The organism is Streptomyces sp. NPDC058469 (assembly GCF_042721125.1).
Taxonomy (GTDB): Bacteria; Actinomycetota; Actinomycetes; order Streptomycetales; family Streptomycetaceae; genus Streptomyces.
Window position 1 is genome coordinate 1 of record NZ_JBHXME010000229.1, and the last position, 13,493, is coordinate 13,493.

Annotated in this window: 12 protein-coding genes; 5 read left to right on the plus strand and 7 right to left on the minus strand. The window is 71.1% G+C overall.

What is annotated here, in order from left to right:
• Nucleotides 1-193: 193 nt before the first annotated feature.
• Nucleotides 194-859, minus strand: a complete 666-nt coding sequence (locus ACFWP5_RS48515) for a uridine kinase (protein ID WP_384172524.1) — start codon at nucleotides 857-859, stop codon at nucleotides 194-196.
• Nucleotides 860-986: 127 nt separating this feature from the next.
• Here ACFWP5_RS48515 and ACFWP5_RS48520 point away from each other — a divergent pair, with 127 nt between their 5' ends.
• Nucleotides 987-1,391 (plus strand): hypothetical protein, encoded by a 405-nt coding sequence (locus ACFWP5_RS48520; protein WP_384172526.1) that lies wholly within the window; start codon nucleotides 987-989, stop codon nucleotides 1,389-1,391.
• A gap of 145 nt (nucleotides 1,392-1,536) precedes the next feature.
• Here the strand turns inward: ACFWP5_RS48520 and ACFWP5_RS48525 are convergent, their stop codons facing one another.
• Genes ACFWP5_RS48525 through deoC form a run of 3 tightly spaced genes read right to left on the minus strand, consistent with a single transcriptional unit; the run spans nucleotide 1,537 to nucleotide 4,837 of the window.
• Nucleotides 1,537-2,433, minus strand: a complete 897-nt coding sequence (locus tag ACFWP5_RS48525) for an aldehyde dehydrogenase family protein (protein ID WP_384172529.1) — start codon at nucleotides 2,431-2,433, stop codon at nucleotides 1,537-1,539.
• Nucleotides 2,426-3,874: an aldehyde dehydrogenase family protein gene (locus ACFWP5_RS48530; protein ID WP_384172532.1), complete on the minus strand. Its 1,449-nt coding sequence runs from the start codon at nucleotides 3,872-3,874 to the stop codon at nucleotides 2,426-2,428. The genes ACFWP5_RS48525 and ACFWP5_RS48530 overlap by 8 nt, the downstream gene beginning before the upstream one ends.
• A 6-nt stretch (nucleotides 3,875-3,880) precedes the next feature.
• The gene (gene deoC / locus ACFWP5_RS48535; protein ID WP_384172534.1) at nucleotides 3,881-4,837 is read right to left on the minus strand and encodes a deoxyribose-phosphate aldolase; all 957 of its coding nucleotides are present in this window, start codon (nucleotides 4,835-4,837) and stop codon (nucleotides 3,881-3,883) included.
• A gap of 165 nt (nucleotides 4,838-5,002) precedes the next feature.
• On the opposite strand from deoC, the gene ACFWP5_RS48540 reads away from it, so the two are divergent.
• Nucleotides 5,003-5,698, plus strand: coding sequence for a PH domain-containing protein (locus ACFWP5_RS48540; protein ID WP_384172537.1), 696 nt, complete (start codon nucleotides 5,003-5,005; stop codon nucleotides 5,696-5,698).
• 69 nt (nucleotides 5,699-5,767) lie between these two features.
• Nucleotides 5,768-7,420, plus strand: a complete 1,653-nt coding sequence (locus ACFWP5_RS48545) for a hypothetical protein (protein WP_384172540.1) — start codon at nucleotides 5,768-5,770, stop codon at nucleotides 7,418-7,420.
• A 46-nt stretch (nucleotides 7,421-7,466) separates the two neighbouring features.
• Here ACFWP5_RS48545 and ACFWP5_RS48550 read toward each other — a convergent pair whose 3' ends face one another.
• The 3 genes from ACFWP5_RS48550 to ACFWP5_RS48560 form a co-directional block, all read right to left on the minus strand.
• The gene (locus ACFWP5_RS48550) at nucleotides 7,467-9,101 is read right to left on the minus strand and encodes a phospho-sugar mutase (RefSeq protein ID WP_384172542.1); all 1,635 of its coding nucleotides are present in this window, start codon (nucleotides 9,099-9,101) and stop codon (nucleotides 7,467-7,469) included.
• A 116-nt stretch (nucleotides 9,102-9,217) separates the two neighbouring features.
• On the minus strand, nucleotides 9,218-10,042 hold the full coding sequence (locus ACFWP5_RS48555) for a purine-nucleoside phosphorylase (protein WP_384172545.1): 825 nt from the start codon (nucleotides 10,040-10,042) through the stop codon (nucleotides 9,218-9,220).
• Nucleotides 10,043-10,203: 161 nt separating this feature from the next.
• Entirely contained in the window at nucleotides 10,204-10,641 is a 438-nt protein-coding gene (locus ACFWP5_RS48560) for a gamma-glutamylcyclotransferase (RefSeq protein WP_019055782.1), read from the minus strand.
• 114 nt (nucleotides 10,642-10,755) lie between these two features.
• Between ACFWP5_RS48560 and ACFWP5_RS48565 the strand changes: the two genes are divergently transcribed.
• Together ACFWP5_RS48565 and ACFWP5_RS48570 are read left to right on the plus strand one after the other, a co-directional pair.
• Nucleotides 10,756-12,204, plus strand: a complete 1,449-nt coding sequence (locus tag ACFWP5_RS48565) for an NAD(P)H-quinone dehydrogenase (protein ID WP_384172548.1) — start codon at nucleotides 10,756-10,758, stop codon at nucleotides 12,202-12,204.
• 165 nt (nucleotides 12,205-12,369) lie between these two features.
• On the plus strand, nucleotides 12,370-13,335 hold the full coding sequence (locus ACFWP5_RS48570; RefSeq protein WP_384172551.1) for a DeoR/GlpR family DNA-binding transcription regulator: 966 nt from the start codon (nucleotides 12,370-12,372) through the stop codon (nucleotides 13,333-13,335).
• Nucleotides 13,336-13,493 lie beyond the last annotated feature (158 nt).

Below are 13,493 nucleotides of genomic sequence, written 5' to 3' on the forward strand. Positions count from 1 at the left end.
CCGCCCCCCCGCCGCGGGGGGCCCGCCCGCGCGCGGGGCGGGGCGGGGGGGCCCGGCCGGCGCCGGGCCCGCGGGCCCCCCGCCGGGGCCCCGCCGGACCATGGGGGAAAGCACGGGGGAAGTACCACGGGGGAACGGAGAGAGCGGGACTGGAGGGCCGGGGGGTCCGTCCAGTCCCGCTTTTTGTGTGCCGTCAGCTGGTGGGGGCGGGGGCCGGGTCGGGGGCGGGCGTGGAAGCCGCCGCCGGGCGCCGTCCGACCGCCGCCGCGGCGAGCCGGCCCAGGGCCTCGTCCTTGTCGCAGGCGTATGCGCCGAGCCCGGTCTGCCGGGCCACGATCGAGCGCTCCAGCCGCATCAGCCGCCAGCCGCGCCGCAACAGGAACGGCACGGACTTGCGGCCCTCCTTGAGATCCCGCAGAAAACGCCGGCGGAAGGTGCGCACCGAGCCCCGGCTCAGGCACAGCGCGTCGGCGAGGACGCCCAGTTCCCGGCAGCGGGTGATGACCTCGGCGGCGAAGATGCCCTCCGCTATGAACAACGGGGTCCGGCCGACATCGACCGCTTCCGTGCCCGTACGGGCGCTGAGCGAGATGTCGTAGACCGGCACGTCCGTACGGCCCGTGCGGCACAGCTCGACGATCGCGGTGACCGCCACGTCCGCGTCCCAGGAGCCGGGGTGGTCCCAGTCGATGTCCGAACTCCCCGCCACCTGCGGCAGCGTCGGGTCGTCGCCCTCTTTGTAGAAGTCGTCGAGCCGCAGCACGGGCAGACCGGACCGGGCGGAGACGAGGGACTTGCCGGAACCCGAGGGGCCGCACAGCAGCACGACACGGGCCGGTGACGGCGAAAGGATGCTCACGGGACACCAGTTTGACGCATTCCGTACGTCCTGCCGACCCCGCGGGTCGCCAGTGGAACGCGCATCACACGTCAACTACCCTTCGTATCGACCTGATTACCCTGCGCACCAGAAGGTGGCACCAGCAATGGCACGACACACGTCCCCTCCGCATCCGACCGCCCAGCGCGCCCTCGTCGCCCTCGCGATCGCCTCAGGCGCCGTGGGCGCGGGCGCGGCGACGGCCGCCGCGGACACCGCGCCGGTGGTCGACGTGATGCGGACGCGGCCCACGTCTCTGGGCAAGATCGACCCCGCGGCCGGCTTGGGCGCCCTTACCGGCACGGTCGGTTACGTCACCGGGCCGGTCGCCGGGCTCAAGCCGAACCCGCTCGCGGGGACGGGTGTCGACCCGCTCGACAACGGGGTCGCGACCCAGCTCGCCGACTTTCAGCCGCTGGCCTCGCAGGCGTTGACGGGGCCGGTGGCGGAGGCTCAGTCGATCGGGAGCATGCCGGTGGTGGGGCAGGTGACGGGGCTGCTCGGGGGTTGAGTTGCGGGGGCGGTCGGGGAACTGCGGACTTGTTGCCGGGTGCGCGTCCGTCGTGGCTGGTCGTGCAGTTCCCCGCGCCCCTGGACAAGCGGCCTGCGGCCGCTTGATACGACACGTCCCCCCCCGCGTTGACACGCCCCCTGCGTCAGTACGAGGAGCCACCTGCCCCCAGTGAACCCGTGGGGTGCCAGACCGTCTTTGTCTCCAGGAAGGCCGTCAGGCGGTCGATGCCCGGGGTCTGCGTGTAATCCACAGGCTGTGGACGGAGAACCCGCTTGAGGTTGTCGGCCGCTGCGATCTCCAGCTCCTTCGCCAGTACGTCGTCCGCGCCGGCCAAGTCGATCGCGTTGACGTCCTGGTGCGCGGCGAGGGGTGCCGCGATCTCCGCCGTCCTGCCGGAGAGGATGTTGACGACTCCGCCGGGGAGGTCGGAGGTGGCCAGCACCTCGCCCAACGACAGTGCCGGGAGCGGGGAGTTCTCGCTCGCGATGACGATGACCGTGTTGCCGGTCGCGATCACCGGGGCGACGACCGAGATCAGGCCCAGGAACGACGACTCCTGGGGTGCGAGGACGGTGACCACGCCTGTCGGCTCGGGCGAGGAGAGGTTGAAGTACGGGCCCGCTACCGGGTTCGCGCCCCCGACCACCTGCGCGATCTTGTCCGTCCAGCCCGCGTACCAGACCCAGCGGTCGATCGCCGCGTCGACCACGGCAGCCGCCTTGGACTTCGACAGGCCTTCCGCGTCGGCGACTTCACGCGCGAACTGGTCCTTGCGGCCCTCCAGCATCTCGGCGATGCGGTAGAGGATCTGGCCCCGGTTGTACGCCGTCGCGCCGGACCAGCCGCCGAACGCCTTGCGGGCTGCTACGACCGCGTCACGGGCGTCCTTGCGGGAGGAAAGGGGCGCGTTCGCGAGCCACTTGCCCTTGGAGTCCGTCACTTCGTACACCCGGCCGCTCTCGCTACGGGGGAACTTGCCCCCGACGTGCAGCTTGTAGGTCTTGAAGACGCTGAGGCGTTCGTTGTTGCGATCAGACATCGAGGTACGCCTCCAGGCCGTGGCGACCGCCCTCGCGGCCGAAGCCCGACTCCTTGTAGCCGCCGAACGGCGAGGTCGGGTCGAACTTGTTGAACGTGTTGGACCAGATGACACCCGCGCGCAGCTTGCTCGCGACCGCGAGGATGCGGGAGCCCTTCTCCGTCCAGATGCCGGCGGAGAGGCCGTACTGCGTGTTGTTGGCCTTCGCGACCGCCTCCTCGGGCGTACGGAAGGTCAGCACCGACAGCACCGGGCCGAAGATCTCGTCGCGGGCGATGGTGTGCGCCTGGGTGACGTTCGTGAAGAGCGTCGGGGCGAACCAGTAGCCGGAGGACGGGAGTTCGCACTCAGGGGACCAGCGTTCGGCGCCCTCCGCCTCGCCCTGTTCGACGAGCGTGGTGATGCGGGAGAGCTGCTCGGCGGAGTTGATCGCGCCGATGTCCGTGTTCTTGTCGAGCGGGTCACCGAGGCGCAGCGTGGACAGCCGCCGCTTCAGCGAGTCCATCAACTCGTCCTGGATCGACTCCTGTACGAGGAGCCGGGAGCCCGCGCAGCAGACCTGGCCCTGGTTGAAGAAGATGCCGGTGACGATGCCTTCGACGGCCTGGTCGATGGGGGCGTCGTCGAAGACGATGTTCGCGCCCTTGCCGCCGAGTTCGAGGGTGACCTTCTTGCGGGTGCCCGCGACCTGGCGAGCGATCTCCTTGCCGACGGCCGTGGAGCCGGTGAAGGCGACCTTGTTCACGTCCGGGTGCGCGACGAGCGCGGCGCCCGAATCGCCGTATCCCGGAAGGATGTTGACGACGCCCTTGGGGAGACCGGCCTGGCGGCAGATGTCCGCGAAGAAGAGTGCGGAGAGGGGGGTCGTCTCCGCGGGCTTCAACACGACCGTGTTGCCGGTCGCCAGCGCCGGGGCGATCTTCCAAGCCAGCATCAGGAGCGGGAAGTTCCAGGGGATGACCTGGCCCGCGACGCCGAGGGGCTGCGGGTTCGCCCCGAAGCCGGCGTGGTCCAGCTTGTCGGCCCAGCCCGCGTAGTAGAAGAAGTGCGCGGCGACCAGGGGGAGGTCGGCGTCGCGCGTCTCCTTGATGGGCTTGCCGTTGTCCAGGGTTTCCAGGACGGCCAGTTCGCGGCTGCGCTCCTGGATGATCCGGGCGATGCGGAACAGGTACTTGGCGCGCTCGGAGCCGGGCAGCGCCGACCACTTCTCGAAGGCCTTGCGGGCGGCCTTCACCGCGCGGTCGACGTCCGCCTCGCCCGCCTGGGCGATCTCGGAGAGGACTTCCTCCGTGCTGGGGCTGACGGTCTTGAAGACCTTGCCGTCGGCCGCCTCGGTGAACTCGCCGTCGATGAACAGGCCGTAGGACGGCGCGATGTCGACGACCGAGCGGGACTCGGGCGCCGGTGCGTACTCAAAAGCGGATGCAGATGTGGATGCCATGTTGGATCAGTCCACCGTCACGTAGTCGGGGCCGGAGTAGCGGCCGGTGGCCAGCTTCTGACGCTGCATCAGCAGGTCGTTCAGGAGTGAGGACGCGCCGAAGCGGAACCAGTGGTTGTCCAGCCAGTCCTCGCCCGCCGTCTCGTTGACGATGACCAGGAACTTGACCGCGTCCTTGGAGGTGCGGATACCGCCCGCGGGCTTCACGCCGACCTGGACGCCGGTCTGGGCGCGGAAGTCCCGGACCGCCTCCAGCATCAACAGGGTGTTCGCGGGCGTCGCGTTGACGGCGACCTTGCCGGTGGACGTCTTGATGAAGTCCGCGCCGGCCAGCATGCCGAGCCAGGAGGCGCGGCGGATGTTGTCGTACGTCGACAGTTCGCCGGTCTCGAAGATGACCTTCAGGCGGGCGGCGCCCGAGACCTCCTTCACGGCGACGATCTCGTCGTACACCTTCATGTAGTTGCCCGCGAGGAACGCCCCGCGGTCGATGACCATGTCGATCTCGTCGGCGCCCGCGGCGACCGCGTCGCGCACGTCGGCCAGCTTCACGTCGAGCGCGGCACGGCCGGCCGGGAACGCGGTGGCGACGGAGGCGACCTTCACGGAGGAACCGGCGACGGCCTCCTTGGCGGTGGCCACCATGTCGGGATAGACGCAGACGGCCGCGGTCGAGGGGCTCGTGCGGTCGGTCGGGTCGGGGCGGACAGCCTTGGCGCCGAGCGCCCGGACCTTGCCCGGGGTGTCCGCGCCTTCCAGCGTCGTCAGGTCGACCATCGAGATGGCGAGGTCGATGGCGTACGCCTTCGCGGTGGTCTTGATGGAACGGGTCCCGAGCGAGGCGGCACGCGCCTCCAGGCCGACCGCGTCGACGCCGGGCAGCCCGTGGAGGAAGCGGCGCAGCGTGCTGTCGGACGCGGTGACGTCGCCGAGAGCGTGTGCTGTGGGTGCAGTGGTGGGCATGGTCACCACCCGAGCATATCTACGCGCGTAGCGGCTGTACACCCCGGGGAGATGCGCGCCCCAAAGGGACGCGGGGAACTGCGCGACCAGCCACAGTGGACCTGCACTCGCAAACGAACAGGTCCCCATCGGCGACCAGGCGAACCCCTGAGGCAGAATCGCACCATGACGACCCCGCTCCCCGAGACCAAAGACCGGATCTACCGCTCACCCGCGGGCCTCGTCGGCGGTGTCCTGCTGCTGGCCATCGTCGGCTGGCTCGGCATCGACGCCCTCGCGAGCGGCCACGGCCGCACCCCGTGGCTCGCCCTCGCGGGCATGATCCTCGTCGTACCGGCGATCGCCGCGTTCACGCTGCGCCCGGCGGTGTACTCCAACCAGGACCGGCTGCGCGTCCGCAACCCGTTCCGGGTCGTCGTGCTGCCGTGGGGCGAGATCGCCACGCTGCGGTCCGGGTTCTCGAACGAGGCCGTCACGAAGGCGGGCGCCAAGTTCCAGCTGTGGGCGGTCCCGGTCTCGCTGCGGGCCCGCAAGAAGGCGGCGCGGCGCGAATCACGGGCCGCGTCGGAGGCGGCGGGAGCGCAGCGCGGCGGCAGGTCCGGTGCCCTGGGCTTCGGCGGCGGGCTCGGCGGGTTCGGCGGCGGGATGGGCGCGGGCAGCGCCATGCGGGGCGGAAGCGTGCCGGCCGGTCCCACACGCGCGGAGTCCGACCAGATCATGACCGACCTGCGTGAGCTGCTGGAGACCAGGGAGCAGGCGGAGTCGGCGCAGGGCGAGGTCACCGTGCGCTGGGCGTACGAGGTGATCGCCCCGGCGGTCGCAGGTGCCGTACTCCTGGCGATCCTGCTGGCGACGGGCTGACCGGACGGACACCGCCCGCACCGGCGTAGCCGTCCTCGCACCTCCCCACTCACACCTCTCTGGGATGTCATGACCACGAACGTCCGGGAGTCGTCGCCGCTGCCCGTTTCCGCGATACCCGACGGGTGCGTGGACTGGAACGGGGAGCACGCGCGCGTGTGGGCCGGTGCGGTGGTGCCGTGGTGGGTGCCGGTCCGGCCGCGGCGATGGTCCGTCGAACTGGCGATCTGGTGCGCCCTGTTGGCTGCCTTCGGCCTGCTGGCGACGACGGACCTGCCCCCGGACCTGATCGCGCTCCTGCCGCTCCAGGCTGTCTGGTGGCTGTGGCGCCCCGAGGTCGTACGATTCTCCGCCCCCGCGCTGATCGTGCTGGTGGCGGTACGGGGGACCGGGCTGCCGTGGCCGGTCCTGGTGTGCGCCGCCCTGCTGGTCCTGGCCTCCGTGACGGCCGCCGAGCTACGGGCACGCGCGCGTGCCCGCCAGCGGCAAAGCGCCCTGGCCGCGACCGACGGGGTCACGGCCGTGCCGCCGGACGCGGACGGGCCGGTGCGGCGGGGCGGTCTCTTCCTCAAGTCCGGGGCCGGCCTGGGCGTACTCGGTGTAGTCCTGCTCGCCACCTCCGGCCTGTGGCGCGGGGCGGGCGACCGCCAACTCGCGGTCGCGGAGGGCCTGTTCACGGTGGGCCTGGCACTCACCCTGCTCCTCTCCGGAGCCCTCGGCCGACGACGGGCGATCACGCTGCGCACGACACCCGCGCCCGTGCTGCGCGTCCTCGTCGGCAAGGACGAGCACGAGGACGCGGTGATCTACGCGACGGACGACACGGAGGCGCTACGACCGCTGTTCACGGTCGCGACGAGGGCGGCACGCGACGACGGGGGAGAGGGGGGCGACAAGGACGACGAGGCGGCGCCGGAGGAACCGGAGGAACTCCTCGACGCGCACGCGGCCGCCGGTCCCGCCCCCCTGCGCGAGGCCGTCCTGTACGGCACGCCCTGCGACGGCGCCGAGATCCTGCTGATCGGCGCGGCGGAGAAGCCCGGCGAGCCGCCGGTGGCGGAGTGGTCGACCGGGCCCGTACGGCCGTTGCCGGCGGGCGTGGCGCGGCGACGGCTAGCCCGGGAGGAGCGGGCGGCGGTCCGGGCGGCGCGGGACGAGGAACTGGCCGCGACCGTGCGGGCGGGGACCACCGTGGTGCCGGTACGGCGCTGGCGGGCGGGGCCGGCGGACTGGCTGGCGAGCTTCCTGACGGTGCAGTGGTGTGCGGGGTACTTCCTGTTGGCGATCGACGACAGCCTCTGGTTCCGAGCGCTGCTGCTCTTCACCGGCCTGATGTGCGCCGTCCGAGTCCCGGTGAAACTGCGCTGGCGCGTCACCGCCGACCGCACCGGCATCTGGCTGAACCGGCTGCGCGCCCCGCGCCACATCCCCTGGGACGACCTTCGCTCGGTCCGCCGGGAGTCCTTCGAACTGCAGCTGAGCGTGCGCCACGGCGACGACTGGTCGGTGGCCGCGCCCCGCTGGGCCTGGTGGCAGCGCCGGCGCGGACGGATCCATCCCTACGACGCGTTGGCCGCCGAACTCTCCGCGATGATCGCCGATCCCGCCCTGCGCCCTACGGGAGAGGGCGACGAGAAGGAGCACGGACGCCCGCTGTGGCCGTTCGCCGTGCTCCTCGGTCTGGGGTGGACCGCGTTGCTCGTAGCGCGGTGGCTGTCCTGACCGCTGTGCGGGACGGTCACGGCGGGCACCCCGCCGGATACGACGCTCAGATACCGGCCGCCGCCGACAGGTCCCGCTTGATCGTCGCGAGGGTCTCGGCGGCCCGCGCCCGGGCCGCCGGGAGGTCGGCGTGCGTGGCGACGGGGACCACGACCTCCAGGTAGCACTTCAGTTTGGGCTCGGTGCCGCTGGGCCGGACGATGACGCGGGCGCCGTCGAGCGTGTAGCGCAGGCCGTCGGTGGGCGGGAGTTTGTCCGTGCCCTCGGTCAGGTCCTCGGCCTTGGTGACGGCCAGCCCCGCGAGCGCGGTCGGGGGCTGCTCGCGCAGCCGTCGCATGGCATCCGCGATGAGGGACAAGTCCTCGACGCGGACGGACAGTTGGTCGGTGGCGTGCAGACCGTGCTCCACGGCGAGATCGTCGAGGAGATCGAGCAGATCGCGGTTCTCCGCCTTCAGCTCGGACGCCAGCTCGGTGATCAGGAGCGCCGCGGTGATGCCGTCCTTGTCGCGTACGCCGTCCGGGTCCACGCAGTAGCCGAGGGCCTCTTCGTAGCCGTAGCGCAGGCCGTCCACGCGGGCGATCCACTTGAAGCCGGTGAGGGTCTCCTCGTAGGGCAGACCCGCCTTCTCGGCGATACGGCCCAGCAGGGACGAGGAGACGATCGACTCGGCGAAGGTGCCCCGGGCGCCGCGCCGCACGAGGTGCGCGGCGAGCAGGGAGCCGACCTCGTCGCCGCGCAGCATCCGCCAGTTCCCGTCCGCCTTGACGGCCACGGCGCAGCGGTCGGCGTCGGGGTCGTTGGCGATGATCAGGTCGGGGTCCGTGGCGCGGGCCCGCGCGAAGGCGAGGTCCATCGCGCCGGGCTCCTCCGGGTTGGGGAACGCGACGGTCGGGAAGTCCGGGTCGGGCTCGGCCTGTTCGGCGACGAGCACGGGCTCGGGGAACCCGGCCCGGGCGAACGCGGCCAGCAGCACGTCCTTGCCGACGCCGTGCATCGCCGTGTAGACGGTGCGGGCGGTGCGGGGCGAGCCGGGGGCGAGTACGGCGTCCGTGCGGGTGAGATAGGCGTTCAGGACGGCGTCGTCGAGGGTCTCCCAGCCGGTGTCCGGGCGGGGCACGTCGTGCAGTGAGCCGATCGCCTCGATCTCGGCGGCGATCTCCGCGTCGGCCGGCGGCACGATCTGGGAGCCGTCGCCGAGGTAGACCTTGTAGCCGTTGTCCCGGGGCGGGTTGTGGCTGGCGGTGACCTCCACGCCGGCGATCGCGCCCAAGTGCCGTATGGCGAAGGCGAGTACGGGGGTGGGGAGCGGGCGGGGCAGTACGGCCGCCCTGAGCCCCGCGCCGATCATCACGGCGGCGGTGTCGCGGGCGAAGTCGGCGGACTTGTGGCGGGCGTCGTATCCGATGACGACGACTCCGTCGCTGCCGCCGTTCTTCTTCAGGTACGCGGCGAGTCCGGCGGCGGCCCGGATGACGACCGCGCGGTTCATCCGCATGGGCCCGGCGCCGAGTTCGCCACGGAGGCCGGCGGTGCCGAACTGGAGGGTGCCGCTGAAGCGCTCGGCGAGCTCGGCGACGTCCCCGGCGTCGATGAGCTTGGCGAGCTCGTCACGGGTGTCCGCGTCGGGGTCCTCGGCGAGCCAGGTCCTGGCCCGCGCGATGAGTTCGTCGTCGTGCACGTCCGGTCAACCTCTCGTGGTGTGTTGTTACTTCAGCTTCTCGACCGACCGAGACAGGCGGGTGGGTGGGAAATTATCCTGGGGTCCAGGGGGCGGGAGCCCCCTGGGGACGGTTCCTACAGCCTGCCGAGCACCTGGGCCAACAGTGAGCCCATCTGCGTAGCGGAATCCCGGCCCGCCTGGAGAACTTCCTCGTGGTTGAGAGGCTCACCCGTCATACCCGCGGCGAGGTTCGTCACCAGGGAAATACCCAGCACCTCCGCACCCGCCTCACGCGCGGCGATCGCTTCCAGCACCGTCGACATGCCCACCAGGTCCGCGCCGATCACCCGAGCCATGCGGATCTCCGCCGGAGTCTCGTAGTGCGGCCCGGGGAACTGGGCGTAGACGCCCTCCTCCAGAGCCGGGTCGATCTCCTTGCACAGGGCGCGCAGCCGAGGGGAGTACAGGTCCGTCAGGTCGACGAAGTTGGCGCCGACGATCGGGGACGTAGCGGTGAGGTTGATGTGGTCGCTGATCAGGACCGGCTGGCCGGGGCGCATGCCTTCGCGCAGGCCACCGCAGCCGTTGGTCAGGACGATGGTCTTGCAGCCGGCGGCGACGGCGGTACGGACGCCGTGTGCGACGGCGGCGACACCGCGGCCCTCGTAGTAGTGGGTACGGCCGAGGAAGACCAGGGTGCGCTTGTCACCGATCCTGTACGAGCGGATCCGGCCGCCGTGGCCCTCGACGGCCGGCGGCGGGAAACCGGGCAGCTCGGTGACGGGGAAGTCGGCCTCGGGTACGCCGAGGGCGTCGACGGCCGGTCCCCAGCCGGAGCCCATCACAAGAGCGACGTCGTGGGTCTCGGCGCCCGTCAGTTCGCGCAGGCGCGTGGCGGCGGCGTCAGCGGCGGCATGGGGGTCGCCCTGGATGTCGTCCGGAAGAAGAGATGCGTTCACGCGGATGAGCGTAGCTGGTCTGGGCCTACGCGCGTAGATGACAGAGCTCACGGGATTGCGATCGTTGTCTTGTCGTTTCCAACGAGACCTGTGACGGGCGTTATGTGTGGGAAGCGCTCAGCGGAATCGCGGGGAGCCCTCGGCAGGACCGTGGGAAACCCTCAGCAGGGACGCTTCCGCAGTTCCATCACATAGTCGTGGGGCGCGCCCGCCGACTCCGCGGCGTCGGCGAGTTCGCCGAGGTACCGCGCCGACGGGAGTCCCCCCTCGTAGCCGTTGAGGACGTACACCCAAGCGGGTTCCTCGCCCTCCAGGGTGTGCACGCGGACCCGCATGCGGCGGTAGACGTCGAGGCCGACGCCCTCCCACCGGTCCATGGAATCCTCGTCGGGCGGCGCGATCTCGTACAGCGCGACGAAGACCTGGGAGCGCGGGGCCTCCACGATCGTCGCGAGCGCGCCCTCCCAGCCCATGTGCTCGCCGCCGAAGGTCAGCCGCCACCCGTTCAGCCAGCCCGTGGCGCGCAACGGCGAGTGCGGGGCGCGGCGGGTCATCAGCCGCGCGTCGAGATTGCCGGCGTACGCGGCGTAGAGCGACATGCTTCGAGGGTACGGCAGCCGACACACCCGCCACTCCCGTAACCGGGGGTCCCGACGCCGCCGACGGCACCTCCCGTCGCCCCCGGGCGGAAGCACCTTGAAGCGTGCGGGACAATGGGGTACGTGACTCGGATCGTGATCATCGGTGGCGGACCCGGCGGCTATGAAGCGGCGCTGGTGGCAGCGCAGCTCGGCGCGGAGGTGACCGTCGTCGACTGCGACGGTCTGGGCGGGGCGTCGGTGCTGACCGACTGCGTCCCGTCGAAGACCCTTATCGCGACGGCCGAGGTGATGACCACCTTCGACTCGTCGTACGAGGAACTCGGCATCATCGTCGCCGACGACACCCCACCGCTGGAACAGGCGGCCCGGGTCGTCGGCGTGGACCTCGGCAAGGTCAACCGGCGTGTGAAGCGCCTCGCGCTCGCCCAGTCGCACGACATCACCGCGTCCGTGACCCGGGCCGGCGCCCGCGTCCTGCGCGGTCGGGGCCGGCTCGACGGCATGCAGGCCATCGACGGTTCCCGCAAGGTGATCGTGAAGGCCGCCGACGGTACCGAGGAGACGCTCGTCGCGGACGCCGTCCTCATCGCGACCGGCGGCCACCCCCGCGAGCTGGACGACGCCCGCCCGGACGGTGAGCGCATCCTCAACTGGACCCAGGTCTACGACCTCACCGAACTCCCCGACGAACTGATCGTGGTCGGCTCCGGTGTCACGGGTGCCGAGTTCGCCGGTGCCTACCAGGCCCTAGGCTCCAAGGTCACCCTCGTCTCCTCCCGCGACCGGGTCCTCCCCGGTGAGGACCCGGACGCCGCCGCCGTCCTGGAGGACGTCTTCCGGCGCCGCGGCATGAACGTCATGGCCCGCTCCCGCGCCCAGTCCGCCAAGCGCGTCGGCGACAAGGTCGAGGTCACCCTCGCCGACGGCCGTGTCATCACCGGCTCGCACTGCCTCATGGCCGTCGGCGCCATCCCGAACTCCGAGGGCATGGGCCTGGAGGAGGCGGGCGTCAGGCTGCACGACTCGGGTCACATCTGGACCGACAAGGTGTCGCGGACGACCGCCCCCGGCGTGTACGCCGCCGGTGACGTGACCGGCGTCTTCGCGCTCGCCTCGGTGGCCGCGATGCAGGGCCGTATCGCGATGTACCACTTCCTGGGCGACGCGGTGGCCCCGCTCAACCTGAAGACGGTCTCGTCGAACGTCTTCACCGACCCCGAGATCGCCACGGTCGGCTACAGCCAGGCCGACGTCGACGGCGGCAAGATCGACGCCCGCGTCGTGAAGCTCCCGCTCCTGCGCAACCCGCGCGCGAAGATGCAGGGCATCCGGGACGGCTTCGTCAAGATCTTCTGCCGCCCGGGCACCGGCATCATCGTCGGCGGTGTGGTCGTGGCACCCCGCGCCTCGGAACTGATCCATCCGATCTCGATCGCCGTCGACAACAACCTGACGGTCGAACAGATCGCGAACGCCTTCACCGTGTACCCGTCTCTTTCGGGCTCGATCGCCGAGGTGGCCCGGCAGTTGCACACGCGGAAGGCGACGGGCGAAGTCTGACGCGAAAGTGGACTCCCCGCTGGTCACGGGGAGTTGTCGACCATTCGTACGGCATAGGCGGCGAGACTAGGCCCTATACCACTTCCCGTCCTGCTGTACGAACAACTTCCGTTATTCGGCGCAAACACCTGAAAGCAGACGGTCGTTGGGGTTACTGTCAGTTTCGTGTTCGCTGCAGAACGTCGCCAATTGATCCTCGAAATGGTGCGAGCGAATGGGGCCGTATCGCTCCGTGAGCTCGCCCGCGTCGTCCAGACCTCCGAAGTGACCGTACGGCGGGACGTGCGCGCACTGGAGGCAGAAGGACTCCTCGACCGCCGACACGGCGGTGCGGTATTGCCGGGCGGGTTCACGCGGGAGTCCGGCTTTCCGCAGAAATCGCATCTCGCGACCGCCGAGAAGACGGCCATCGCCGATCTCGCCGCAAGCTTCGTCGAAGAGGGCGAGGCCATTGTGGTGGGGGCGGGTACCACCACCCAGGAGCTGGCCCGCCGGCTCGCCCGGGTGCCCGGACTGACCGTCGTCACCAACTCCCTGTTGGTGGCCCAGGCGTTGGCCCATGCCAACCGCGTGGAGGTCGTGATGACCGGCGGTACCCTGCGCGGTTCCAACTACGCACTGGTGGGCAGCGGGGCCGAGCAGTCCCTCCAGGGGCTGCGCGTCTCCCGGGCCTTCCTCTCCGGGAGCGGGCTGACCGCGGAGCGCGGGCTGTCCACGTCCAACATGCTGTCGGCGTCCGTCGACCGGGCCCTCGTCCAGGCGGCCGCCGAGGTCGTCGTCCTGGCCGATCACACCAAGCTCGGCACGGACACCATGTTCCAGACCGTGCCGACGGACGTGATCACCCGCCTCGTCACCGACGAGCCCCCGGGTCACGACGACCGTGCGGCCACGGAGTTGCAGGCCCTTGCCGATCAGGGGGTGCAGATCGCCGTGGCCGGCGCGTCGGGAAGCCAGGGGGGTGATCAGGCCCCGACGCGGGAGCAACGACGCCGGGACGTACCCCTCCCGGCACCGCGACGGGGTCAAGTACCGGGCGGGGGACCGGGGTTGCGCGCGGCGGGCGTGCTGGGCGGGGAGTCGCCGGAGCGGGAGCGCGCGGCTAGGGTGGCGGATTTGCGAAGGCGTTGATCGCGTCGGTGGCGGGTCCGGTTTTCGGGTGCGGCGCCGTCGTGGCTGGTCGCGCAGTTCCCCGCGCCCCTAAAGGCCGGACCAGTACAGTCGCTTTTAAGGGGCGCGGGGCTGTATCGATATGCGGCTCCGCCGCGTGGGCGCGACCTGCCCCCACC

Coding starts and splice junctions, on each gene's coding strand:
- ACFWP5_RS48520 (WP_384172526.1), top strand. CDS start 987: ATGGCACGACACACGTCCCCTCCGCATCCGACCGCCCAGCGCGCCCTC.
- ACFWP5_RS48525 (WP_384172529.1), bottom strand. CDS start 2,433: ATGTCTGATCGCAACAACGAACGCCTCAGCGTCTTCAAGACCTACAAG.
- ACFWP5_RS48530 (WP_384172532.1), bottom strand. CDS start 3,874: ATGGCATCCACATCTGCATCCGCTTTTGAGTACGCACCGGCGCCCGAG.
- deoC (WP_384172534.1), bottom strand. CDS start 4,837: ATGCCCACCACTGCACCCACAGCACACGCTCTCGGCGACGTCACCGCG.
- ACFWP5_RS48540 (WP_384172537.1), top strand. CDS start 5,003: ATGACGACCCCGCTCCCCGAGACCAAAGACCGGATCTACCGCTCACCC.
- ACFWP5_RS48545 (WP_384172540.1), top strand. CDS start 5,768: ATGACCACGAACGTCCGGGAGTCGTCGCCGCTGCCCGTTTCCGCGATA.
- ACFWP5_RS48560 (WP_019055782.1), bottom strand. CDS start 10,641: ATGTCGCTCTACGCCGCGTACGCCGGCAATCTCGACGCGCGGCTGATG.
- ACFWP5_RS48565 (WP_384172548.1), top strand. CDS start 10,756: ATGGGGTACGTGACTCGGATCGTGATCATCGGTGGCGGACCCGGCGGC.